Below are 22,677 nucleotides of genomic sequence, written 5' to 3'. Positions count from 1 at the left end.
CGCGGGCTTGCCCCCCCTTTCTTCCGGCCCCTCTCCCGCGCGGGAGAGGGGAGGCGACCCAGGGTGTCAGGCCGCCGGCGTGTCCCCGTTCGGCGGCGCGATGTTGAAGCAGCCGCGATAGGTCGCGTAGAACGAGCAGTACAGGATCGCCAGCATCAGCAGCGAATAGGGCGTGACCAGGAAGGAAAGCACGCCTTCGGCGCCGAAGGCGCTGAAGATCGCTTCGAGGAAGAAGGGGACCGCCACCAGCAGCAGCGCGAACAGCAGCGCATAGGTGAAGAAGGCTCCGCGGTTGCGCCAGCAGGCGGTCCAGCTGAAGAACAGCGCCTTGACCGGCGGCACGTTGTGCCAGGCGGCCAGCAGCGGCGCGAACCAGAACAACATCGCGATCGGCGTGTACAGCGCCGCGCCGATCAGCAGCGCGTAATACAGCTGGCGGATCGCCTCCTCGGTCGGCGGCTCTTCCTTGAGCAGCACCGGCAGCAGCGCGCGCATGTCGACCAGCGTGCCGGCGATCAGGCTGAGCACGAACACCAGCCCCGCATAGATGCCGCCCAGGATCAGCAGATGGCGCGCGGCCTGCTTGCCGTTGCTGCGAAAGCCGGCCAGCAGCACGGTGGGCATCACCTTGCGGTTCTGGATCACCTCGCGGCACGCGGTCATGATGCCGACCGACAGGCCCGGCGTCAGCACCAGCAGCGCGACGATGCCGATCAGCGGAATGAAGATCGCGATCTGCGCGGCGATCAGATAAATGAACAGCAGCATCAGGAAGGTCAGCGGGTTCTTGCGGAACAGCCACAGACCCTGGCGGAACCAGACGTAGCCTTCCTTGGCGGGGACTTCCAGTAGTTGCATGACGAATCGGGTCCGAATCAGTGCGGCGATCAGGTGCGACAAGCGGGGCTGCCGGCGGCGGCGCCCGTCAGGTCCAGGGAAGCGCGGTGGCGGCGATGCGCCGGCGCAGGATGCGTTCGAAGTGGGTCGGGTCGTGCGGCTGCAGCATGTCGGCCTCGCGCGGCAGATGGTAGTCCCACAGCCGCGAGACCCAGAAGCGCAGCGCGCCGGCGCGCAGCATGTGCTGCCAGTGCGCGGCTTCGACCGCGTCCAGCGGTCTGACCGCATGATAAGCCCGCAGCAGCGCCGTCGCGCGCGGCGCATCCAGTTCGCCGCTGGCCAGGTCGATGCACCAGTCGTTGACGGTCACGGCCAGATCGAACAGCCATTTGTCGTCGCCGGCGAAGTAGAAATCGAAGAAGCCGCCCAGCCTCGACTGGCCGTTGCCGGCATCCTCGAACAGCACGTTGTCGCGGAACAGGTCGCAGTGGCAGGGGCCGCCCGGCAGTGCGGCATAGTCGGCGCCGCCGAAGAACGCGCTCTGGAACGCGAGCTCGTCCTGCAGCAGCGCGCGCTGGCTGTCGTCCAGGAAGGGCAGGATCTCGCCCTCGGTCTCGCGCCACCACGCGAGGCTGCGCAGGTTCGGCTGCTGGCGCGGATAGCCCCGGCCTGCCAGGTGCATGCGCGCCAGCATGTCGCCGACCTCGGCGCATTGCTGCGCGTTCGGCGACAGCTGCGAGCTGCCCGGCAGCCGCGTGACGATGGTGGCGGGCTTGCCCTTGAGCGTGCGCAGGATCTCGCCGTCCTTGCCCGGCATCGGCGCCGGCACGCGGATGCCGCGCTCGGCCAGATGCGCCATCAGGTGCAGGTAATACGGCAGCTGTTCGAAATGCAGGCGCTCGAAGATGGTCAGCACGTAGTCGCGCGTCTGGCCGTCCCGCTCCATCGTCACGAAGAAATTGCTGTTCTCGATGCCCGAGGGAATGCCGCGCAGCGCGCGCAGCGAACCGAGGTCGTAGTCGAGCAGCCATTGCGCGATCTCGTCGTGCGAGACCGTGGTGAATACAGCCATACTGTCTTGTCTGGTTGGAACCGGATGTAAAGCCGGATGGCGCCGGCGGGCAGGGCCCGCGGCATGCCGTGGCGCCGCGGGCAGCGGCGTCCGGCGCGGCCCGGAAGCGAACCCCCGGGCCGGGAGCGGTGAAACGTCGGATGGCGCGCGCGGGCGGGGCTGCCCCGTCCGCGGCAGGCTCAGAACTGCAGCACGCGCACCGAAGGCACGCGATTGACTTCCCGTTCGCGGATGCGCGGCGAGCTGTCCTCGGGACGGCTCATCTGGTACTGCGTGCCCGCGCCGGACCTCACTTCGATATCGACCTGCTGGCCGCGGCGGTCGCGGTATTCGCGCACCTGCGTGCCATCGGCCTCGTTCAGCTGGAAGCTCGGCTCGCGCGGATGATTGAGCTGGGTCTTCGCCGACGGCGCGATGGGCTGGTTGTTGATCTCGTTCAGTTCCTGCTGGGTCAGCGCGCCGTTGTCGTCGGCGGCCTGCTGTGCGGACTGCTGTGCCAGCGCGGCCGGCGCGGCGATCAGCGCGAGCACCGTCGCGGCCAGCGTCAGGCCGCGTCGCGCAACCCCGGGCAGGGGCTCCGGCTCGTCCGCGCTGGCGGCCGGAAAGGAATGGGAGGTCATCTCGGGCTCCTGTGCGATGCGCGCGGCGTGCCGGCGCATCCGAATGGGCGCCGCGCGCGGCGGGACCGGGCGCGACTCGGGCATCAGGCTTGCATTCTAGCAATTCCTGCCGCCCGCGGGCCCGTGGCGAGGCGGTTCGGGCACTCGGAACGAGCGGGCGGCGGCCCGCCGGCGCCACTCACAGGTAGAACATCTCTTCCTTCGGCGGGATCGGCGTATCGCCGCCGCGGCGCTCGTAGTAGTCGTAGACGGCTTCCAGCACCTCGTGCGGCTCGTCGACGATCTGCATCAGATCGAGGTCGTGCTCGGCGATCAGGCCCATCGGCAGCAGCGTGAAGCGGAACCAGTCGAGCAGGCCCTTCCAGAAGCGGCTGCCGACCATCACCACCGGTACCGCGCGCGACTTGCCGGTCTGCACCAGCGTCAGCACCTCGGCCAGTTCGTCGAGCGTGCCGAAGCCGCCCGGCATCACGATGAAGGCGTCCGAGTTCTTGACGAAGGTCACCTTGCGCGTGAAGAAATGGCGGAAGCGCATGGCGATGTCCTGGTACGGATTGCCCTGCTGTTCGTGCGGCAGCTCGATATTGAGGCCGACGCTCGCCGACTTGCCCGCGTGCGCGCCCTTGTTGGCCGCCTCCATGATGCCGGGGCCGCCGCCGGAGATCACGGCGAAGCCCGCGTCGGAGAACAGCCGGGCGATGTCGATGGTCTGCTGGTAGTACGGCGAATCCTCGCGCAGCCGCGCGCTGCCGTAGATCGAGACGGCCGGCCGGACTTCGGACAGGTACTCGGTCGCCTCGATGAACTCTGCCATAATCGTGAACATTTGCCACGAGGCGCGCGCCTTCTTGGCGGTCGCGCGGTCTTCGTCGGCCAGCGCACGCAGGCTGGGAATCATCTTGCGCGGGTTGGACCGCGCCGCCTTGGCGGACGCCGGTGCATCGGCGGGCGAGGCGGTATCGCCCGGGCCATCGTCGGCGGGGCCGACGGTAACGTTCACATCCATATCCGCAGCCGTGGTGATCTTGCCTTCGTTGGCACGGACCGCCGCGGTCACGGGGTTGCTGCGGCTGCCGGCCACGCCGTTGGCGTGGTCGGGGGCGGTGGAATCACCGCTTGCCGCGGCACCAGTCAATTTCGAGTCCATGGGAATGTCGGATAGTCCTAAAACACTGCTGCTCGTCGATGGGTCGAGCTATCTGTATCGCGCTTATCACGCGCTGCCGGATCTGCGCAACGGCGAAGGCCTGCCCACGGGGGCCATCTACGGCATGATCAACATGCTGCGCAAGCTGCGCAACGATTACCCGGCAGAGTATAGCGCCTGCGTGTTCGACGCCAAGGGCAAGACCTTCCGCGATGCGCTGTACCCCGCATACAAGGAACATCGCCCCTCGATGCCCGACGATCTCGCCAGGCAGATCGAGCCGATCCACGAGGCAGTGCGCGCGCTGGGCTGGCCGATCGTCGTCGTCGATGGTGTCGAGGCCGACGACGTGATCGGCTCGCTGGCCTGCCAGGCCACCGCCGAAGGCATCCGCACCGTGGTGTCGACCGGCGACAAGGACCTGGCGCAGCTGGTGAACGACAGCGTCACGCTGGTCAATACGATGAGCGGCGAAATCCTCGATCCTGCCGGCGTGCTGGCCAAGTTCGGCGTGCCGCCCGAGCGCATCGTCGACTATCTGTCGCTGATCGGCGATGCGGTCGACAACGTGCCGGGCGTGCCCAAGGTCGGCCCGAAGACCGCGGTCAAATGGCTGACCGAATACGGCACGCTCGACGGCATCATCGCCAACGCGGACAAGATCAAGGGCGTGGTCGGCGAGAACCTGCGCAATACGCTCGAGTGGCTGCCGCGTGCGCGCGAGCTGGTGACGGTGAAGATCGACTGCGACCTGTCCGAGCCGATCCCCGATTTCCATGCGCTGCGCGACATGGGCGAGGACAAGGAGAAGCTGGTTGCGTTCTTCTCGCGCTACGGCTTCAAGACGTGGCTGCGCGAGCTGACCGGCGAAAAGCTGCCCGACGCGCGCGCGCAGGCCGCCGCCGCGGCCTCGCGCAACGGTGCGGGCCAGGGCAGCCTGTTCGATGGGCCCGGCGCGGCAGCGGGCGACGCGGCGCCGGCCGAAGCGCCGCCAGCCGAGATCCGCTACGAGACCGTGGTCACCGAATCGGCGCTCGAGGAATGGGCGCGCCGCATCGAACGCGCCGAGCTGACCTGCATCGATACCGAGACCACGTCGATCGATCCGATGCAGGCGCAGCTGGTCGGCATCTCGCTGTCGGTCGAGCCCGGCATCGCCTGCTATATCCCGGTTGCGCACCAGGGCCCCGATGTCGCCGGCATGGAAGGCCGCGGCCAGCTGCCGCGCGAGCTCGTGCTGGCGCGGCTGCGCGCGTGGCTGGAAGATCCGGCGCGCTACAAGGTCGGCCAGCATCTGAAGTACGACGTCCATGTGTTTGCCAACCACGGCATCGCGCTGCGGGGCATTCGCCATGACACGATGCTGCAGAGCTACGTGCTGGCCTCGCACCGCAATCACGGCATGGACAGTCTCGCCGAACGGCTGCTGAACCTGAAGACGCTGACCTACGAGGAGGTCTGCGGCAAGGGCGTCAACCAGCTGTGCTTCGATCAGATCGATCTGGCGCGCGCGACCGAGTACGCGGCCGAGGACGCCGACGTGACGCTGCGCCTGCATCGCAAGATGTACCCGCAGCTGGAGGCGGCAGGCGGCCTGCGCTTCGTCTACGAGCGCATCGAGATGCCGGTGTCGGTGGTGCTGCAGAAGATCGAGCGCAATGGCGTGCTGATCGATGCGCCGCGCCTGGCCGCGCAGAGCGCCGAATTGGGTCAGCGCATGATGGAACTGGAGCAGCGCGCCTACGAGGCCGCCGGCCAGCCGTTCAATCTGGGCTCGCCCAAGCAGATCGGCGAGATCCTGTTCGGGCGGATGCAGCTGCCGGTCGTCAAGAAGACCAGCAGCGGCGCACCGTCGACCGACGAAGAGGTGCTGCAGAAGCTGGCCGAGGACTATCCGCTGCCGCGGCTGCTGCTCGACTATCGGGCGCTGTCCAAGCTGAAGTCGACCTACACCGACAAGCTGCCGCGCATGGTCAACCCGGCCACCGGCCGCGTGCATACCAGCTACGGCCAGGCCACCGCGGTGACGGGCCGGCTGGCGTCGACCGAGCCGAACCTGCAGAACATCCCGGTGCGCACCGAAGAAGGCCGGCGCATTCGCGAGGCCTTCATCGCGTCGCCGGACCATGCGATCGTGTCGGCCGACTATTCGCAGATCGAGCTGCGGATCATGGCCCATATCTCGGGCGACGAGAACCTGCTCGGCGCCTTTGCGCGCGGCGACGACATCCACCGCGCGACCGCGGCCGAGATCTTCGGCGTGGCGGCCGATGCGGTCAGCAGCGAGCAACGCCGCTATGCCAAGGTCATCAACTTCGGCCTGATCTACGGCATGAGCGCGTTCGGCCTGGCCAGCAATCTGGGCATCGAACGGGAGGCGGCCAAGCACTATATCGACCGCTATTTCATGCGCTATCCCGGCGTCGCGCGCTACATGGAAGAAACGCGCCAGACCGCGCGCGAGCAGGGCTATGTCGAGACCGTGTTCGGCCGCCGGCTCTGGCTGCCGGACATCAATGGCGGCAACGGCCCGCGCCGCCAGGCGGCCGAGCGCGCGGCGATCAATGCGCCGATGCAGGGCACCGCGGCCGATCTGATTAAGCTGTCGATGATCGCGGTGCAGGACTGGATCGAACGCGAGTCGCTCGGCACGCGGCAGATCATGCAGGTGCACGACGAACTGGTGCTGGAGGTGCCGACCGCCGAACTGGAGCTGGTGCGCACGCGCCTGCCGGAACTGATGTGCGGCGTGGCCGAGCTGCGCGTGCCGCTGGTCGCCGAGACCGGTGTCGGCGCGAACTGGGAAGAAGCGCACTGAGCGAAAGGGGCCTCACCCCGGCCCCGTCTTGCCAAGTTTGCTGCATTGCAGCAAACTGACGCAGAAGAATGCAAGCGGCAGTACCCGCCGGCGAGCCGGCGGTCCGACCATCCAGAACGGATAGAACATGCAAACAAGCGCGCATCGGATTGTCGTAGTCGGCGGTGGAGCAGGTGGGCTGGAACTGGTAACGCGTCTCGGCGACAAGCTGGGCAAGCGCGGCGCCGCGCATGTCACGCTGGTGGACCGTTCGCCCACGCACATCTGGAAGCCGCTGCTGCACGAGGTCGCCGCCGGCAGCATGGATCAGAACACCCACCAGCTCGAATATGCCGCGCAGGCGCTCTGGCACCATTTCGAGTTCCAGCAGGGCGAACTGACGGGCCTGGATCGCGCGCGCAAGACCATCTCGGTGGCCGCCTGCGTCGATCAGGACGGCATCGAATTGCTGCCCGCGCGCGAGATTCCGTATGACACGCTGGTGCTGGCCATCGGATCGATCACGCATTTCTTCGGCACGCCGGGCGCGGCCGAGCATGCGATCGCGCTCGATACCGTCGAGCAGGCGGAGCGCTTCCGCCGCCGGCTGATTTCCGCCTGCGTGCGGGCCCAGAACGGGCTGGCGCGGGACGACGACGATGGCGATGGACGCCCCGACGTCGATGTCGTGATCGTCGGCGCCGGCGCGACCGGCGTCGAGCTGTCCGCCGAGCTGCGCAATACCGCGCAGGTGCTGAACGCCTACGGGCTGCATCGCCTGGACCCGCGCCGCGACATCCATATCACGCTGATCGAGGGCGGCCCGCGCATCCTGCCGGCGCTCTCCGAGCGGGTGTCGAAGGAAACCGCCGAGCTGCTGGGCAAGCTGGACGTGCGCATGCTGGTCGGCGAGCGTGTCACCGAGATCGCGCCCGATGCGGTACTGACGGCCAGCGGCAAGCGGATCCCCGCCGAGCTGACGGTCTGGGCGGCGGGCATCACGGCGCCGCCGGTGCTGAAGACGCTCGACCTGCCGTTGAGCCGGCAGGGCCAGATCGTCGTCAAGCAGACGCTGCAGAGCGAGGGCGACCCGGACATCTTTGCGTTCGGCGATTGCGCCAGCTGCCCGTGGCCCGCCAAGCAGACCACGGTGCCGCCGCGCGCGCAGGCCGCGCACCAGCAGGCCAGCTTCCTGTACGACGCGCTGCGCGCGCGGCTGGAAGGACGGCCATTGCCCGAATTCCAGTTCAAGGATCTCGGCTCGCTGGTGTCGCTGGGCCGCTTTACCGCGGTCGGCAATCTGATGGGCGGGCTGATCGGCGGCTCGATGTTCATCGAGGGACTGATGGCGCGGCTGATGTACACCTCGCTGTATCGGATGCATGTGATGGCGCTGCATGGCGCCGTGCGCATGGCGCTCGATACGGTGGCCCACTGGCTGCGCAGCAAGACCCATCCGCGCGTGAAGCTGCACTGAGCGATTCGCCGCCGCGTGGCCAAGGTGCGGCGGGGTGCGGCAGGGCGACAAGGCGCGAGAAGGCGCGACAAGGCACAGCGAGTCGACGGCGCGGCTCCCGCGGGCCGCCGCCCTGCAGCGTGCGTTGGACACCATGTTTGCTTAGAATCGCCTTCCTGATGCTCCGGCTCGTCCGCTGGCGCAGCGTCCGCCCGTTCGCCAACATCAGGAGACCCGCATGCTCAAGCCCGAAGTGGAAAGCCTCGTACCCGGCCAGACGTTCGACCGGCGCAGCTTCGTCAAGACCGCCCTCGGCTCTGCCTTCGCCGCCGCCGCGCTGCCGGTCACCGCGCAGGCGATCAAGACCGATTTCGAAGGGCTGACGGCGGGCGAAGTCACGATCCCGTCCGGCGACTTCAAGATGCCGATCTACCGCGCGATGCCGCAAGGCAAGCGCGATCTGCCGGTGGTGCTGGTGATCAGCGAGATCTTCGGCGTGCACGAGTACATCGCCGACACCTGCCGGCGCCTGGCCAAGCAGGGCTATCTGGCGATCGCGCCGGAGCTGTTCGCGCGCCAGGGCGATCCGACCAGCTTCGGCACGATCCAGGAACTGCAACGCGAGATCATCGCGAAGACGCCGGACAGCGAGGTGCTGGGCGACCTCGATGCGGCGGTCGCATGGGCCGGCGCCAATGGCGGCAATGTCGGCAAGCTCGGCATCACCGGCTTCTGCTGGGGCGGACGCATCGTCTGGCTCTACGCCGCGCACAGCACGCAGCTGAAGGCGGGCGTCGCCTGGTACGGCCGGCTCGGCGGCGACACCACGCCGCTGCAGCCCCGCCATCCGCTCGATATCGCCGCGCAGCTGAAGGCGCCTGTGCTTGGCCTGTACGGCGGCAAGGACACCGGCATCCCGCTCGAAGCCGTCCACAAGATGAAGACGGCGCTGGCCGCGGCCAGCAATCCGGCCGCCAAGGCCTCGAAATTCATCGTCTACTCCGAGTCCGGCCACGCCTTCCATGCCGACTACCGGCCCAGCTATCGCGAGGCAGACGCGAAGGACGGATGGCAGAAGTGCCTGGCCTGGTTCAAGGAGCATGGGGTGGCGTAGCGCATAGGCCAGGCATCTCGCCTTCGGCGCGACGCTTCGCTCGCGAATCCCTATAATGGGTACGATCGTACCTAAATTGGGGATATAGTGGGACTGGCCGATTTCATGTTCGTACCCGCGGTTCAGCGCGTGTTGGCACGTGTGTACGGCGAGCCGACACGCACTTTCACACTCAGTGAACTGATCGAGCATGCCGGAGGAGGGCGCGGCAACAGCCAGCGCCACGTCCAGCGGCTGATCGATGCCGGCGTGCTGTCGGAGCAGCCAAGACGCGGCAACCAACGGGTCATTCGCGCCAATACCGCGTTTGCGCTCTATCCCGAGCTGCAGAGCATCTGCAGCAAGTCGTTTGGCCTGGTCGAACCGATACGGGCTGCCTTGCGGCCATTGGCCGGCGAAATCGCGGAAGCCTTCCTCTTTGGCTCCGTAGCGCGGCAAGAGGACAGCCATCGCAGCGATATCGATCTGATGGTGATTGGGACGGCGCCGATGATGGCGCTAATGGACGCAATGCTGAAAATCGAGGTGGAACTTGGTCGCCCTGTACATCTGAATGCGTACTCTCCTGCCGAATGGGCGGATCTCGTGAGCAAGGACCCCGTCGTTGCGCGAATTGCCGCCGGTTCGATCGTGAGGGTGCTCCCTGATGTCCCGGCCACATGAATATCAAAATCTGATTCGTCTCAACTGCTTTGCCGAACAACCGCGAACGCCGGGCGCGCTCGAGGCCTATTTGGCCAATGCACGTGCTTATTTGGCTGCCGGCCGGCAACTGGATGCCGACGAAGCGCCCATGCCGGTCTTTTCCATCGCATACGAAGGGTTTTTCCAGGTAGTCCAGGCAGTGCTGGAATTCCACGAGGTACGGATTCGCGATGCCGGTCGCAATATGGCGATTCAGCGCGTCTGTGCGGACCTGGGAATGACCAACGCTGAATTCGCTTTCGTGGTCAACGCCCACATGCGGCGCAATGGCACCAGCTATACCTCTCCCTTTCCTCCCATTTCGGCGAGTCAGGCAACAGCCCTGCTGTCGATACTCGACAAATCAAATACTTGAAAGCGGCCCAGCGCTTGACCGGCACAGCGGGGGGTGCACAGCAATAGCGAGGCGACGAACTGCCAGCATGCCGCAGGCCCATTGCAAAATTCCCCGACCTCCGTACAATGCGGGCTTTGCGCCTCTTGCAACAGTGTTGCGTTTATACGGACCGATGCGGCCTGGCCGCGTGGCCGGCGACGACACAGGCAGGGGCGAACCCTCCGGGAGCCCATCATCTTTTCCACGCTCGTCTTGATCCTGCTGGCCACCACGATTTCCGGCGTGGGCAGCATTCTCGGTGCCGCCTTGCTGTCGCTGACCGCGGCGTCGCGCGCGGTGGAGCGCATGGTCAGTTTTTCGGTCGGCGTGCTGCTGGCCACCGCCTTGCTGCACTCGCTGCCGGAGGCGTTCGCCTCGGGCGCCGACCCGCGCGCGCTGTTCGGCACGCTGCTGGCGGGCCTGCTCGGCTTCTTCCTGCTGGAGAAGATCTCGCTGCTGCGCCATTCGCACCACCACGAGGGCGACGGCCATCATCACCATCACGGGCATGATCGCGAGGAGGCCGGCCGCAGCGGCCTGACGATCCTGGTCGGCGACACCTTCCATAATTTCGCCGACGGCATCGTGATCGCCGCGGCGTTCCTGGCCGATCCCAAGATCGGCATCGTCACCGCGCTGGCGATCGCCGCGCACGAGATCCCGCAGGAAGTCGGCGACTTCATCGTGCTGCTCAACGCCGGATTCTCGAAGGCGCGCGCGTTTGCCTTCAATCTGCTGTCGAGCCTGGCCGCGGTGGCCGGCGGTCTGGTGGGGTACTTCCTGCTCGACGAGATGAGCGGCTGGGTACCGTATGTGCTGGTGATCGCCGCCAGCAGCTTCCTCTATATCGCGGTCAGCGACCTGATGCCGCAGATGCAGCGCAAGCCGCGCTGGCGCGAGTCGATCGTGCAGGTGGTGCTGGTGGCCGCCGGCATCGCGGCGATCGTCTGGGTGACCGACGGCGTCCACGATCACCACGGCCACGGCGAGGCCGGCCATGGCGGGGCCGGCCATGCGCATGCGCACGCCGACCATTGAGTGGAACCGGCCGCCGCGCCACGCGGGCGGCTGATTGCGCCAGCGGCGGCCTGCCGCCTGCGGTCTACCGGTCCCCGGTCGCGACCGGCCGCGCCGGATCGGCGCACCACTCGCTCCACGAGCCGGGATAAAGCGCCGCGCCCGAGAGTCCCGCGACTTCCAGCGCCAGCAGGTTGTGGCAGGCGGTGACACCGGAGCCGCACTGCATCACCGCGCGCTCGGCCGGGGTCGCACCCAGCACGCCGCCGAATTCGCCGCGCAGCGCCTCGGCAGGCTTGAAGCGGCCGTCGGGCTGCAGATTGTCCTTGAAGCAGCGGTTGACCGCGCCGGGAATATGGCCGCCGACCGGGTCCAGCGTTTCGTTCTCACCGCGGAAGCGATCCGGCGCGCGGGCATCGACGACCAGCCGCGACGGCGACTGCAGATTGGCCATCAGCGTATCCGCGTCGACGGTGCCGACCAGCGAAGGGCGCCGGGTCAGGTTGCCGCCGGCATGGGCTTCGGGCTCCGGCGTGGTGCCGCTCTCCAGCGGCAGGCCGGCGGCGATCCACGCCTGCTTGCCGCCGTCGAGCACGGCCACCGCTTCGTGGCCGATCCAGCGCAGCAGCCACCAGGCACGGGCCGCATACATGCCGCCCTGCGCGTCGTAGACCACCACCTGGCTGTCGTCGTTGACGCCGAGCGCGCGCAGGCGCGCGGTCAGCGCGTCGGGATCGGGCAGCGGATGACGGCCGTTGCGGCCGGTCTTCTCGCCCGACAGCTCGTTGTCCAGATGCAGGTAGAAGGCGCCGGGCAGATGGCTCTGATGGTAGGCCGCGCGGCCGGCGGCCGGATCTGCCAGGTCGAAGGAGCAATCGATCAGCACGCTGTGCCGGCCCGTGTCCTGGCGCAGCGCATGCAGGTCGGGGCACGAGATCAGCGTGGTCCAAACGGCTTGGGGCATCGTAAAACCTGTCTAGTGGCGACGGATCGTCGAGGAATCCCGATGATCGCCGAAAGTGGCGCCTGCCGCCATCGGAGCGAGGCTGACGCGGGGCGGGTTCTGGCGGCGCGCCGTGCCGCTGGTGCCGGCCTGGTGTTCCCCCTTTCCCGCTTGCGGGAGAGGGGAGTTCCAGGGTCCGGGGGCCTACACCTCGGGGTGGACCTCCGCTTCGGCCGACTTGACCGGCGTCGCCGCCGTCGGCTGGCTGGTGCTTTCGCGCGCGCGGGTCAGCGTGGTGGCGATGCCGCTGGCGATGATCAGGCCCATGCCCAGCCACGACAGCCAGTTCAGCGCATCGTTCCAGATGATCATGCCCCACAGGCTCGAGAACACGATGCCGGCGTATTGCAGATTGGCGGTCAGCAGCGTGTTGCCGCGCTTGTAGGCGCGCGTCATCGCGGTCTGGCCGAGGGTGGCCAGGATGCCGATGCCCAGCAGCAGGCCGGCGCCTTGCCAGGTATGGCTGCTGACGCCCGAGAACATCATCCAGACCACTCCGGCCAGCGTGCCGACCAGCGAGAAATAGAACACGATGCGGCCCTCGGGCTCGCCCAGCTGGCCCAGCTGCCTGACCTCGACATAGGCCAGCGCGGTGAACATGCCCGAGATCAGTCCGACCAGGCCGCCGGTCAGCTGATCCTTGCCGACCGACGGCTGCAGCAGGCAGATGACGCCGGCGAACGACATCACGATCGCGCCGATCAGCTTGCGGTCCGCGCCGCCCGCGGTGCCGGCCAGCGCGGCGCCGGCGCCGACGATCAGCGCGATCCAGACCGGCGACATGTAGTTCAGCGTCATCGCCGTGGCCAGCGGCAGCAGGCTGATCGACGCGAACCACAGCATCAGCGCGGTCACGCCGAACAGGCTGCGCTTGATATGTGTGGTCATATGCGGCGTACGCACCGAGGTGCCGCCGGAGGCGAGGATCGCCCAGATGATCAGCATGCTGATCAGGCTGCGGTAGAACACGATCTCGCCGGTGGTGTACATCTCGGAAGCCAGCTTGACGCCCACCCCCATCAACGAGAACGAGAAGGCGGCGAACAGCATCCAGAGCGATTGCATGGCGAGGGAAGGCGAGAACGGCGGGGAAGTCGGTATCCGCGGCGCCGCGCCAGTCGGGCGCGGCAGCGTGCCGGGCGGCAAGTGAGGTGACAGCCGCTTGGCGAGCCGATTGTAGCAGTGCTGATGCAATGCACCAAAGCCCGATGGGCGGTCATCGCCCAACAGCTTGCAAGGCGGCGTGCGAAGCGGTGGCGCCCGGGCGGCGCAATGAAAAACGGACCGCCGTGGCGGTCCGTCTTCATTCAGGCACGGCGTCAGGACAGCCCGCCGGTCGTTCAGGCCACCGACCCCATCGCGCGCCGATACCACTCGTGGAAGTGCTGCATGCCGTCTTCCATCGGCGACTGGTACGGGCCGACCTCGTTCTCGCCGCGCTTCATCAGCGCCAGCCGGCCGGCGTCCATGCGCTCGGCGATCTCGTCGTCCTCGATGCAGGTCTCCATATAGGCGGCCCGCTCGGCCTCGACGAACTCGCGCTCGAACAGCACGATTTCCTCGGGGTAGTAGAACTCCACGACGTTGCGGGTCTTGCGCGGGCCCATCGGGTGCAGCGTCGAGATGACCAGCACGTTCGGGTACCACTCGACCATCACGTTCGGGTAGTAGGTCAGCCAGATCGCGCCATGCTTGGGCAGCTCGCCGTTGTTGAAGCGCAGCACGGCGTCGTGCCACTTCTGGTAGGTCGCGCTGCCGGGCCGCTTCAGGCCGGCGTGCAGGCCCACGGTCTGCACGCTGTACTGTTCGCCGAACTCCCACTTCAGGTCGTCGCAGGACACGAAGCTGCCCAGGCCCGGGTGGAACGGCACGACGTGGTAGTCCTCGAGGTAGACCTCGATGAAGGTCTTCCAGTTGTAGTCGCAGTCGTGTACCTCGACGTGGTCCAGCATGTAGCCGTCGAAGTTCAGGTCCTGCGAGACGCCCAGGCGCGCGAGATCGGCGCGCACGTCGCGCTCGCCCTCGAACAGCAGGCCGTTCCAGTTCTGCAGCGGCGAACGTTTCAGGTGCAGGCAGGGCTGCTGGGCGAAATGCGGGGCGCCGAGCAGCTCGCCCTTCAGATCGTAGGTCCAGCGGTGCAGCGGGCAGACGATATTGGAGGCGTTGCCGCGGCCGTTCAGCATGATGGCCTGACGGTGGCGGCAGACGTTGGACATCAGTTCGATGCCCTCCGGGTTGCGCACCAGCATGCGGCCCTCTTCCTCGGCGGCGAGCGTATGGTAGTCGCCGACTTCGGGCACCATCAGCTCATGGCCGACATAGGCGGGGCCCTTCTTGAACAGCAGATCCAGTTCCTGTTGATGCAAGGCCTCGTCGAAGTACGCACGGACGGGCAGCTGTGTATCAGCCGGCGCAAGCTTCAGCGCGGTGCTGAGATTGGACATTATCCCCACTCCCTAATAAACAGGCGAAAGCAGTGAACAACCCAACCATCGAAATTGAAATCGATATGGGAAAGACGGTCAGACCGTGGCCCGCGGGCATGGTGCCCCGGTTTCCGCTGACGAACCGGGGATTGTACCCCAGCCGGGGGATAAGGGTCTGATTTTTTTGCCTTTTTGGCGCGACCGCAAACATTGGTCGGCTATAAAGTGGCGTTTTATCCTCATGCGGAGCGAGTGCGGCCCGGTGTGCCGACCCCGCCGCGCCGACCCCTCCATCGGTTCGGGCTTGGGCCGGGCGATTTGCCGTAAAATCGCGGTTTCTGAATCGAAACCCCATATGCCAAAGACAACCACCGTGCCGGCCGGCGACGGCGACCAGCTTCCTGCCAGCGCGCCGCCGGCCTCGTACGAGGCCGCCATGGCCGAGCTCGAAGCGCTGGTCACCAGCATGGAAAGCGGGGCGCTGCCGCTCGAGGAATCGCTGGCGGCCTACCGGCGCGGTGCCGAACTGGTCAAGTATTGCCAGCAGATGCTCGAACGCATCGAGCAGCAGGTCAAGGTGCTGGAGGGCGATGCGCTCAAGCCCCTGGCCGACCCGGCCAGCCAGGCAGACACCGAATGACCGCCTTCGCGCAGTGGATGCAGGACCGCGCCGCCCGTACCGAGGCGGCGCTGGCGGCCGCGTTGCCGGCGGCGGAGCGGCTGCCGGCGCGCCTGCACGAGGCGATGCGCTACGCGGCGATGGGCGGCGGCAAGCGGGTGCGCCCGCTGCTGGTCCATGCGGCCGGCGAGGTCGGCGGCGCCGACCCGAGCGCCTGCGATGCGGCGGCCTGCGCCGTCGAGATGATTCACGCCTATTCGCTGGTGCACGACGACATGCCCTGCATGGACGACGACGACCTGCGCCGTGGCCGGCCGACCGTGCACAAGGCCTATGACGAGGCCACCGCGCTGCTGGTCGGCGATGCGCTGCAAACCCAGGCGTTCATCGTGCTGGCCGAGACCGATACGCTCGAGCCCGCGGCGCGGCTGCGGCTGGTCGGCGAGCTGGCGCGCGCCTCGGGTTCGGCCGGCATGGCCGGCGGCCAGGCCATCGATCTGCAGCATGTCGGCCAGCCGATGTCGCTGGATCAGCTCGAGACGATGCATCGGATGAAGACCGGCGCATTGCTGCGCGCCAGCATCCGCATGGGCGCGCTGTGCGGCCGCATCGACGAGGCAGGACTGGCGGCGCTGGACCGCTACGCCGCCGCGATCGGTTTGGCGTTCCAGGTGGTAGACGATATTCTGGACGTTACCGCCGATACCGCCACACTGGGCAAGACCGCCGGCAAGGACGCCGAGCAGCACAAGCCGACCTATGTGTCGCTGCTGGGCCTGGAACCGGCCCGCGAGCTGGCCGCCCGGCTGCGCGACGACGCCCGCAAGGCGCTGGCCGAATTCGGCGACCGCGCGGCAAGGCTGGCGGACCTGGCCGACCTGATCGTGCTGCGCACGCATTGACGGCGCGCCGCGCGACCGATCGCCGTAAAACGACGAGCCGGACGGGAGAATCCGGCGGCAGGACGGATACCATGACTTACGCATTGCTCAATACCATCGACGACCCCGCGGACCTGCGCAAGCTCGACCGCCGCCAGCTGACCACGCTGGCCGACGAACTGCGCGCCTTCGTGCTGGAGTCGGTCTCGCAGACCGGCGGCCACCTGTCGTCGAATCTCGGCACGGTCGAGCTGACGATCGCGCTGCACTATGTGTTCGACACGCCGGTGGACCGGCTGGTGTGGGACGTCGGCCATCAAAGCTATCCGCACAAGATCCTGACCGGGCGGCGCGAGCGCATGAACACGCTGCGCCAGTGGAACGGCATCTCGGGCTTTCCCCGCCGCAGCGAGAGCGAGTACGACACCTTCGGCACCGCGCACTCGTCGACCTCGATCTCGGCCGCGCTCGGCATGGCGCTGGGCGCCCGCACGCTGGGCGAGCAGCGCGTGTCGATCGCGGTGATCGGCGACGGCGCGATGACCGCCGGCATGGCGTTCGAGGCGATGAACAACGCCGGCGTCTACAAGGACCTGCCGCTGGTGGTGGTGCTGAACGACAACGACATGTCGATCTCGCCGCCGGTCGGCGCGCTGAACCGGCATCTGGCGCGCCTGCTCAGCGGCCAGTTCTATGCGGCAACCAAGAAGGGCATCGAGCGCGTGCTGTCGGTCGCGCCGCCGGTGCTCGAATTCGCCAAGCGCTTCGAGGAACATGCCAAGGGCATGGTGGTGCCGGCGACGCTGTTCGAGGAGTTCGGCTTCAACTACATCGGGCCGATCGACGGCCACGATCTCGATTCGCTGGTGCCGACGCTGCAGAACATCCGGCGCCGCGCGCTCGAGGGCGCCGGCCCGCAATTCCTGCATGTCGTCACCAAGAAGGGCCAGGGCTACAAGCTGGCCGAGGCCGATCCGATCCTCTATCACGGCCCGGGCAAGTTCAATCCGGCCGAGGGCATCCGCCCGGCCACCAAGCCGGCGCGCAAGACGTATACGCAGGTATTCGGCGAATGGCTGTGCGACCAGGCCGCGGCCGATCCGCGGCTGATCGGCATCACGCCGGCGATGCGCGAAGGCTCGGGGCTGGTCGAATTCGAGCAGCGTTTCCCGGACCGCTACTACGACGTGGGCATCGCCGAGCAGCATGCGGTGACCTTCGCCGGCGGCATGGCGTGCGAGGGCCTGAAGCCCGTGGTCGCGATCTACTCGACGTTCCTGCAGCGCGGTTACGACCAGCTGATCCACGACGTCGCGCTGCAGAACCTGCCGGTGGTGTTCGCACTGGACCGCGCAGGACTGGTCGGCGCCGATGGCGCGACGCACGCGGGTGCCTACGATATTGCCTACCTGCGCTGCATCCCCAACATGATGGTGATGACGCCGGCGGACGAGAACGAGTGCCGCCAGCTGCTGAGCACGGCCTTCGCGCAGGACTGCCCGACCGCGGTGCGCTATCCGCGCGGCGCCGGCCCGGGCGTGGCCACGGCGGCCTCGCTGGAGACGCTGCCGGTCGGCAAGGGCGAGATGCGGCGCAGCTGCGGCGCGCGCGCCGGCCAGCGGGTCGCCGTGCTGGCTTTCGGCTCGATGCTGCATCCCGCGCTGGGGGCGGCCGACAGGCTCGACGCCGCGGTGGCCAACATGCGCTTCGTCAAGCCGCTCGACGTGGAGCTGGTCAAGACGCTGGCGCGCGAGCACGACTACCTGGTCACGGTGGAGGAGGGCGTGGTGATGGGCGGCGCCGGCAGCGCGGTGCTCGAGGCGCTGGCCGCGGCCGGCATCGAGATCCCGGTGCTGCAGCTGGGTCTGCCCGACCACTTCATCGACCACGGCGATCCCGCCTTCCTGCTGTCGCAATGCGGCCTCGATGCGGCCGGCATCGAACGCTCGGTGCGCGAGCGATTCGGCCTGACGGCGCCCGCCGCCGCAGCCGCTTCCACCGCATCCGCGGCGGCGACCAAGGCCGCCTGAGCGGTCGTCCGCACGCCCCCGCACCGGCGGCTGCAAGCCCGGTGCGGGCGGCATCACCCGAATTCCCTTAGAATCGCTGGTTTTCGTGTTCGCAGCTGCGGGCTGGCGCCGCCGTGTTTTCCGGCGCGCCCGTGGTTTCACACTCGTTGCGCGGCAAGGTGACTGCGAAGATGCCGCGACCGTAAAGGAAACCGAGGAAATCCGTCATGAATGACATCAATCCGGCCTTCGTGATGCCCGATGTGCAATCGAGCCTGGACACGCGCCAGATCCCGATCCAGCGCGTGGGCGTGCGCGGCGTGCGCTATCCGCTCACGATGCGTACTCCCGGCGGCGTGCATCCGACCGTCGGCACCTTCAATCTCGACGTGCATCTGCCCGCCGACCAGAAGGGCACCCACATGTCGCGTTTCGTCGCGTTGCTCGAGGACGAGCGCGAGCCGCTGGACCTGGCCGCGTTCCGCGCGTTGGTGGGCAAGATGCTGCAGCGGCTCGAAGCGCAGGCCGGCCGCATCGAGGTCACGTTCCCGTATTTCATCAACAAGATCGCGCCGGTGTCCGGCGTCGCTTCGCTGATGGACTACGAAGTCACGCTGATCGGCGAAGCGCGCGATGGCGTCACCAAGGTCTGGCTGAAGGCGCTGGTGCCGGTCACCAGCCTGTGCCCGTGCTCGAAGAAGATCTCGCAGTACGGCGCGCACAATCAGCGCTCGCACATCACGATGTGCGTCGAGCTGGCCGCCGATCTGCCGGTGGAGACGCTGGTGCGGATGGCCGAGGAAGAGGCTTCGTGCGAGCTGTGGGGTTTGCTCAAGCGTCCGGACGAGAAATACGTGACGGAGCGCGCCTACGAGAACCCGAAGTTCGTCGAGGACCTGGTGCGCGATATCGCGATGCGGCTCAATGCCGACGAGCGCATCGTGGCCTACGTGCTCGAGGCGGAGAACTTCGAGTCGATCCACAACCACAGCGCGTATGCGGTGATCGAGCGCGACAAGCGGCTGAGCTAGTTGCCGAACCTGTCGTCCCCGCGCACGCGGGGACCCGGGATTTCAAACGACCGCATGCGCGGGAACGACGACGCCACCCGATGGGTGGCGTTTTTTTTGTCCCGCGTAGTCAGGTGCCCAGCGCGCGGATCAATGTGCCGCCGGCAGCCGCAGATCGGCCAGGTCCCAGCGCGGCGTGACGCCGTAGCCGTACTCGCGCTGCGCCAGTTGCGGCGCGGCCTGCAGCCGCATCGCGCCGGCAAAGGCGATCATCGCACCGTTGTCGGTGCAGAACGCCAGGTCCGGATAGAAGACCTGCGCGCGGCGCCTGGCCGCCAGTTCGTCGAGCCGCTCGCGCAGTTGCCGGTTGGCGCCGACGCCGCCGGCGACCACCAGCCGCTTGTGGCCGGTCGCCTTCAGCGCCGCCATCGACTTGGCCGCGAGCACGTCGACGATCGCGTCGACGAAGGCGCGCGCGAGGTTGGCGCGGTCCTGCTCGCAGATATTGCCCAGCTTGCGCGCCTGCGTCAGCACGGCGGTCTTCAGGCCGGCGAACGAGAAATCCAGATTGCCCGAATGCAGCATCGGCCGGGGCAGCTCGTACGCGCCCGGCAGGCCGAACTCGGCCAGCCGCGACACTTCCGGCCCGCCCGGATAGCCCAGGCCGAGCAGCTTGGCGGTCTTGTCGAAGGCCTCGCCCGCCGCGTCGTCCAGCGTCTCGCCGAGCAGCGCGTAGTCGCCGATGCCGCGCACTTCCATCAGCTGCGTGTGGCCGCCCGATACCAGCAGCGCAACGAAGGGGAAGGCGGGCGGATTCGGCGTCAGCAGCGGCGACAGCAGATGGCCCTCCAGATGGTGGACGCCGAGCATCGGCACATCGAGGGCGAATCCCAGCGCGTTGGCTACCGAGGCGCCGACCAGCAGCGCGCCGGCCAGTCCCGGGCCCTGCGTGAAGGCGATCGCGTCGATATCGCCGCGCTGGCGTCCGGCTTCGTCCAGCACCTGCTGCAGCAACGGCAGCACGCGGCGGATATGGTCGCGCGACGCGAGCTCCGGCACCACGCCGCCGTAGTCGCGATGCATCGCAATCTGCGAGTGCAGCGCGTGCGCGAGCAGGCCGGCCTCGGTGTCGTAGAGGGCCAGGCCGGTTTCGTCACAGGAGGATTCGATGCCGAGAACGAGCATGGTGTGGAGCGGGATGGAAGCGGCGCCGAAGTCCAGCGCAAGCGGCTGCGGCGCAAAGCCTGCGAGGGTAGCACAGCGGGCCGCGGCGCGCTTTTCGCTACAATCGCCGATTCTTCAGCAGGATCGTCATGTCAGAGTCGCACTCAGCAGCGCAGCCCGCGGCGCACCCATTATCGCGCCGGCCGTCGCCGTCGTCGTCATCGTCCGGGGCCGGACGTTACGACGTCGCCGTGCTCGGCGCCGGGGCGGCGGGCATGATGTGTGCCGCGGTGGCGGGCCAGCAGGGCGCCCGCGTGGTGCTGATCGACCATGCCACGCGGCTCGCCGAGAAGATCCGCATCTCCGGCGGCGGGCGCTGCAATTTCACCAATCTGCACGCCGGTCCGGCCAATTACCTGTCCGACAACCCGCATTTTTGCCGCTCGGCGCTGGCGCGCTATACGCCCCAGGACTTCCTTGCGCTGATGCGGCGCCATCAGATCGACTGGCACGAAAAGCATCGCGGCCAACTGTTCTGCAACGACAGCGCCGAGCAGGTCATCGAGATGCTGCGTGCCGAGTGTGGCGCGGGCCAGGTGCACTGGCGCACCGGCTGCACCGTTGCCGAGGTCCGGCGCGAAGGGGACGATTTCTTGTTGCTGACGCCCGACGGCCCGGTGCGGGCGGGCGCCCTGGTCGTCGCGACCGGCGGGCTGTCGATCCCGAAGATCGGCGCCACCGATTTCGGCTACCGGATCGCCCGCCAGTTCGGCCTGCCGGTGGTCGAAACTCGGCCCGCGCTGGTGCCGCTGACTTTCGATGGCGCTGCCTGGCAGCCCTTTGCACCGCTGGCCGGGTTGTCCAGGGAGGTCGATATCGCGACCGGCAAGGGCAAGGAGGCCGGCGCCTTTCGCGAGGACCTGCTGTGGACGCACCGCGGGCTGTCCGGCCCGGCGGTGCTGCAGATCTCGAGCTATTGGCGTCCCGGCACGCCGATCACGATCGATCTGTTCGAGGGCGAGGATGCGGCGGCGTGGCTGCTCGAGGCCAAGAATGGCACCCGCAAGCATCTGGGCAATCTGCTGGCCGCGCGCATGCCGGCGCGGCTCGCCGACGCCTGGTGCCGCGCCGCCGGACTCGATGCGGCGAAGTTGCCGCACGATCTGCCGGACAAGGCGCTGCGCAAGCTGGGCGAGGCGCTGAACCGCTGGCAGCTGGTGCCCTCCGGTACCGAGGGCTATCGCAAGGCCGAGGTCACGCGCGGCGGCGTCGATACGCGCGCGCTGTCGTCCAGCACGATGATGGCGCGCTCGGTGCCGAACCTGTACTTCATCGGCGAGGTCGTCGATGTCACCGGGTGGCTCGGTGGCTACAATTTCCAGTGGGCCTGGGCGTCCGGCGTGGCCGCGGGAAAGGCGGTCGCGCAGAACGCCCGGAGCGACGCCGAGGCTTCCGGGACGCGGCCGGTTCTCGGTGGTAAACCGGAGAAGTAAACCGGCACGCTTGACGAATTTCGTGCTAGACTCCAAGTCTTCGTAAAACCGCTAACTCCTTTTTTTGGCACATGACCACGATTCGCCTCAAAGAAAACGAGCCGTTTGAAGTTGCGATGCGTCGCTTCAAGCGCACCATCGAAAAGAACGGTTTGATTACTGAACTGCGGGCGCGCGAGTTTTATGAAAAGCCGACGGCAGAGCGGAAGCGCAAGAAGGCGGCGGCGGTGAAGCGCCACTACAAGCGCATTCGCAGCCAGATGCTGCCGAAGAAGCTGTACTGATCGACCACTCGATCGGCTGATCGCCTTTCCGCGTCAGCATCCAGACCCGCTGTGGGCCTTGCTCCGGCGGGTTTTTGTGTTGGTGCTCCGCCTCCCTGTTCGCCCTCGCTCGTTGCCGTTTTGTGCTGACGAGTTCACCTGGAAAGATTGCCATGTCCCTCAAGCAACGAATCACCGATGACATGAAGGCCGCCATGCGGGCGCGCGAGTCGGAGCGGCTCGGCACGATCCGGCTGCTGCTGGCGGCGATCAAGCAGCGTGAAGTCGACGAGCGGACGGAACTGGACGACGCTGCCGTGCTGGCGGTGGTCGAGAAGCTGATCAAGCAGCGCAAGGATTCGATCTCGCAGTTCCAGCAGGCTGGCCGCACCGACCTGGTCGACAAGGAGAGCGCCGAGCTGGAGGTGCTGCAGGTCTACATGCCGGCTGCGCTGTCCGACGCCGAAGTGGCGGCCGAAGTCGCCAACGCGGTGGCGGAGAGCGGCGCCGCGGGTCCGCAGGACATGGGCAAGGTCATGGCCCTGTTGAAGGGCCGGCTGGCGGGCCGTGCCGATATGAGTGCCGTGTCGGCCCAGGTCAAGGCCGCCTTGACAGGCAAATAGCGCGCAGCGCCGGCGCGATCGCAATGCCGCAGCCCAGCATAGTGG

Annotated in this window: 22 protein-coding genes; 13 read left to right on the top strand and 9 right to left on the bottom strand. The window is 67.5% G+C overall.

Going from position 1 to position 22,677, the window contains the following annotated elements:
- Positions 1–66 precede the first annotated feature (66 nt).
- The 4 genes from FOB47_RS20455 to FOB47_RS20440 form a co-directional block, all read right to left on the bottom strand.
- Positions 67–858, bottom strand: a complete 792-nt coding sequence (locus tag FOB47_RS20455) for a BPSS1780 family membrane protein (RefSeq protein WP_053823160.1) — start codon at positions 856–858, stop codon at positions 67–69.
- Between the two features lie 67 nt (positions 859–925).
- Positions 926–1,909: a homoserine kinase gene (locus tag FOB47_RS20450; RefSeq protein WP_174781958.1), complete on the bottom strand. Its 984-nt coding sequence runs from the start codon at positions 1,907–1,909 to the stop codon at positions 926–928.
- A 179-nt stretch (positions 1,910–2,088) separates the two neighbouring features.
- A complete protein-coding gene (locus tag FOB47_RS20445) occupies positions 2,089–2,529 on the bottom strand; it encodes a hypothetical protein (RefSeq protein ID WP_390884864.1) in 441 nt (146 codons plus the stop codon).
- Between the two features lie 178 nt (positions 2,530–2,707).
- A complete protein-coding gene (locus tag FOB47_RS20440) occupies positions 2,708–3,676 on the bottom strand; it encodes an LOG family protein (protein ID WP_151022577.1) in 969 nt (322 codons plus the stop codon).
- A gap of 4 nt (positions 3,677–3,680) precedes the next feature.
- On the opposite strand from FOB47_RS20440, the gene polA reads away from it, so the two are divergent.
- From polA to FOB47_RS20410, 6 genes are all read left to right on the top strand, one after another.
- Positions 3,681–6,494, top strand: a complete 2,814-nt coding sequence (gene polA / locus FOB47_RS20435) for a DNA polymerase I (RefSeq protein ID WP_174781956.1) — start codon at positions 3,681–3,683, stop codon at positions 6,492–6,494.
- Positions 6,495–6,621: 127 nt separating this feature from the next.
- A complete protein-coding gene (locus tag FOB47_RS20430) occupies positions 6,622–7,950 on the top strand; it encodes an NAD(P)/FAD-dependent oxidoreductase (protein WP_053822242.1) in 1,329 nt (442 codons plus the stop codon).
- 217 nt (positions 7,951–8,167) lie between these two features.
- A complete protein-coding gene (locus FOB47_RS20425; protein ID WP_174781955.1) occupies positions 8,168–9,043 on the top strand; it encodes a dienelactone hydrolase family protein in 876 nt (291 codons plus the stop codon).
- Positions 9,044–9,148: 105 nt separating this feature from the next.
- Positions 9,149–9,706, top strand: coding sequence for a nucleotidyltransferase domain-containing protein (locus FOB47_RS20420; protein ID WP_244959346.1), 558 nt, complete (start codon positions 9,149–9,151; stop codon positions 9,704–9,706).
- Positions 9,690–10,103, top strand: a complete 414-nt coding sequence (locus tag FOB47_RS20415) for a hypothetical protein (protein ID WP_244959345.1) — start codon at positions 9,690–9,692, stop codon at positions 10,101–10,103. Before FOB47_RS20420 ends, FOB47_RS20415 begins: the two co-directional genes overlap by 17 nt.
- A 213-nt stretch (positions 10,104–10,316) precedes the next feature.
- Complete coding sequence (locus FOB47_RS20410) at positions 10,317–11,162, top strand: ZIP family metal transporter (protein WP_151022622.1); 846 nt, start codon at positions 10,317–10,319, stop codon at positions 11,160–11,162.
- A 64-nt stretch (positions 11,163–11,226) separates the two neighbouring features.
- Here the strand turns inward: FOB47_RS20410 and FOB47_RS20405 are convergent, their stop codons facing one another.
- The 3 genes from FOB47_RS20405 to FOB47_RS20395 form a co-directional block, all read right to left on the bottom strand.
- The gene (locus FOB47_RS20405; protein ID WP_174781953.1) at positions 11,227–12,105 is read right to left on the bottom strand and encodes a sulfurtransferase; all 879 of its coding nucleotides are present in this window, start codon (positions 12,103–12,105) and stop codon (positions 11,227–11,229) included.
- A 183-nt stretch (positions 12,106–12,288) separates the two neighbouring features.
- On the bottom strand, positions 12,289–13,209 hold the full coding sequence (locus tag FOB47_RS20400) for a DMT family transporter (protein WP_174781952.1): 921 nt from the start codon (positions 13,207–13,209) through the stop codon (positions 12,289–12,291).
- 275 nt (positions 13,210–13,484) lie between these two features.
- Positions 13,485–14,588 (bottom strand): aromatic ring-hydroxylating oxygenase subunit alpha, encoded by a 1,104-nt coding sequence (locus tag FOB47_RS20395; protein ID WP_053822238.1) that lies wholly within the window; start codon positions 14,586–14,588, stop codon positions 13,485–13,487.
- A gap of 337 nt (positions 14,589–14,925) precedes the next feature.
- Between FOB47_RS20395 and FOB47_RS20390 the strand changes: the two genes are divergently transcribed.
- From FOB47_RS20390 to dxs, 3 genes are all read left to right on the top strand, one after another.
- Complete coding sequence (locus FOB47_RS20390) at positions 14,926–15,210, top strand: exodeoxyribonuclease VII small subunit (RefSeq protein WP_053822237.1); 285 nt, start codon at positions 14,926–14,928, stop codon at positions 15,208–15,210.
- Complete coding sequence (locus FOB47_RS20385) at positions 15,207–16,091, top strand: polyprenyl synthetase family protein (protein WP_053822236.1); 885 nt, start codon at positions 15,207–15,209, stop codon at positions 16,089–16,091. The genes FOB47_RS20390 and FOB47_RS20385 overlap by 4 nt, the downstream gene beginning before the upstream one ends.
- 71 nt (positions 16,092–16,162) lie before the next feature.
- The gene (gene dxs / locus FOB47_RS20380) at positions 16,163–18,100 is read left to right on the top strand and encodes a 1-deoxy-D-xylulose-5-phosphate synthase (RefSeq protein WP_174781951.1); all 1,938 of its coding nucleotides are present in this window, start codon (positions 16,163–16,165) and stop codon (positions 18,098–18,100) included.
- Between the two features lie 67 nt (positions 18,101–18,167).
- Here dxs and FOB47_RS20375 read toward each other — a convergent pair whose 3' ends face one another.
- Complete coding sequence (locus tag FOB47_RS20375) at positions 18,168–18,308, bottom strand: hypothetical protein (RefSeq protein ID WP_158507263.1); 141 nt, start codon at positions 18,306–18,308, stop codon at positions 18,168–18,170.
- Here FOB47_RS20375 and folE2 point away from each other — a divergent pair.
- Entirely contained in the window at positions 18,307–19,110 is an 804-nt protein-coding gene (folE2, locus tag FOB47_RS20370; protein ID WP_053822234.1) for a GTP cyclohydrolase FolE2, read from the top strand. The genes FOB47_RS20375 and folE2 overlap by 2 nt on opposite strands.
- 129 nt (positions 19,111–19,239) lie before the next feature.
- Here folE2 and tsaD read toward each other — a convergent pair whose 3' ends face one another.
- Positions 19,240–20,274, bottom strand: a complete 1,035-nt coding sequence (gene tsaD, locus FOB47_RS20365) for a tRNA (adenosine(37)-N6)-threonylcarbamoyltransferase complex transferase subunit TsaD (RefSeq protein WP_053822233.1) — start codon at positions 20,272–20,274, stop codon at positions 19,240–19,242.
- 254 nt (positions 20,275–20,528) lie between these two features.
- Between tsaD and FOB47_RS20360 the strand changes: the two genes are divergently transcribed.
- The 3 genes from FOB47_RS20360 (at position 20,529) to FOB47_RS20350 (ending at position 22,632) form a co-directional block, all read left to right on the top strand.
- Positions 20,529–21,746, top strand: a complete 1,218-nt coding sequence (locus FOB47_RS20360; protein WP_244959344.1) for a BaiN/RdsA family NAD(P)/FAD-dependent oxidoreductase — start codon at positions 20,529–20,531, stop codon at positions 21,744–21,746.
- Positions 21,747–21,817: 71 nt separating this feature from the next.
- Positions 21,818–22,030, top strand: a complete 213-nt coding sequence (gene rpsU, locus FOB47_RS20355; protein WP_006576196.1) for a 30S ribosomal protein S21 — start codon at positions 21,818–21,820, stop codon at positions 22,028–22,030.
- A gap of 152 nt (positions 22,031–22,182) precedes the next feature.
- Positions 22,183–22,632: a GatB/YqeY domain-containing protein gene (locus tag FOB47_RS20350; RefSeq protein ID WP_053822232.1), complete on the top strand. Its 450-nt coding sequence runs from the start codon at positions 22,183–22,185 to the stop codon at positions 22,630–22,632.
- Positions 22,633–22,677 lie beyond the last annotated feature (45 nt).

The sequence above is a fragment of the Cupriavidus gilardii genome (assembly GCF_013347325.1).
In the GTDB taxonomy this organism is placed as follows: domain Bacteria; phylum Pseudomonadota; class Gammaproteobacteria; order Burkholderiales; family Burkholderiaceae; genus Cupriavidus; species Cupriavidus gilardii.
Note: the sequence above shows the minus strand (reverse complement) of the source record. Positions and strands in the feature narration are given on the sequence as shown.

Bases quoted from the DNA above. Each gene is read 5' to 3' on its own strand.
- FOB47_RS20450 (WP_174781958.1), bottom strand. From the start codon at position 1,909: ATGGCTGTATTCACCACGGTCTCGCACGACGAGATCGCGCAATGGCTG.
- FOB47_RS20390 (WP_053822237.1), top strand. From the start codon at position 14,926: ATGCCAAAGACAACCACCGTGCCGGCCGGCGACGGCGACCAGCTTCCT.
- polA (WP_174781956.1), top strand. From the start codon at position 3,681: ATGTCGGATAGTCCTAAAACACTGCTGCTCGTCGATGGGTCGAGCTAT.
- FOB47_RS20385 (WP_053822236.1), top strand. From the start codon at position 15,207: ATGACCGCCTTCGCGCAGTGGATGCAGGACCGCGCCGCCCGTACCGAG.
- FOB47_RS20415 (WP_244959345.1), top strand. From the start codon at position 9,690: ATGTCCCGGCCACATGAATATCAAAATCTGATTCGTCTCAACTGCTTT.
- tsaD (WP_053822233.1), bottom strand. From the start codon at position 20,274: ATGCTCGTTCTCGGCATCGAATCCTCCTGTGACGAAACCGGCCTGGCC.
- FOB47_RS20455 (WP_053823160.1), bottom strand. From the start codon at position 858: ATGCAACTACTGGAAGTCCCCGCCAAGGAAGGCTACGTCTGGTTCCGC.
- FOB47_RS20420 (WP_244959346.1), top strand. From the start codon at position 9,149: ATGTTCGTACCCGCGGTTCAGCGCGTGTTGGCACGTGTGTACGGCGAG.
- FOB47_RS20350 (WP_053822232.1), top strand. From the start codon at position 22,183: ATGTCCCTCAAGCAACGAATCACCGATGACATGAAGGCCGCCATGCGG.
- dxs (WP_174781951.1), top strand. From the start codon at position 16,163: ATGACTTACGCATTGCTCAATACCATCGACGACCCCGCGGACCTGCGC.
- FOB47_RS20405 (WP_174781953.1), bottom strand. From the start codon at position 12,105: ATGCCCCAAGCCGTTTGGACCACGCTGATCTCGTGCCCCGACCTGCAT.
- FOB47_RS20360 (WP_244959344.1), top strand. From the start codon at position 20,529: ATGATGTGTGCCGCGGTGGCGGGCCAGCAGGGCGCCCGCGTGGTGCTG.
- FOB47_RS20400 (WP_174781952.1), bottom strand. From the start codon at position 13,209: ATGCAATCGCTCTGGATGCTGTTCGCCGCCTTCTCGTTCTCGTTGATG.
- folE2 (WP_053822234.1), top strand. From the start codon at position 18,307: ATGAATGACATCAATCCGGCCTTCGTGATGCCCGATGTGCAATCGAGC.
- FOB47_RS20375 (WP_158507263.1), bottom strand. From the start codon at position 18,308: ATGACGGATTTCCTCGGTTTCCTTTACGGTCGCGGCATCTTCGCAGTC.
- FOB47_RS20445 (WP_390884864.1), bottom strand. From the start codon at position 2,529: ATGACCTCCCATTCCTTTCCGGCCGCCAGCGCGGACGAGCCGGAGCCC.
- rpsU (WP_006576196.1), top strand. From the start codon at position 21,818: ATGACCACGATTCGCCTCAAAGAAAACGAGCCGTTTGAAGTTGCGATG.
- FOB47_RS20395 (WP_053822238.1), bottom strand. From the start codon at position 14,588: ATGTCCAATCTCAGCACCGCGCTGAAGCTTGCGCCGGCTGATACACAG.
- FOB47_RS20430 (WP_053822242.1), top strand. From the start codon at position 6,622: ATGCAAACAAGCGCGCATCGGATTGTCGTAGTCGGCGGTGGAGCAGGT.
- FOB47_RS20440 (WP_151022577.1), bottom strand. From the start codon at position 3,676: ATGGACTCGAAATTGACTGGTGCCGCGGCAAGCGGTGATTCCACCGCC.
- FOB47_RS20425 (WP_174781955.1), top strand. From the start codon at position 8,168: ATGCTCAAGCCCGAAGTGGAAAGCCTCGTACCCGGCCAGACGTTCGAC.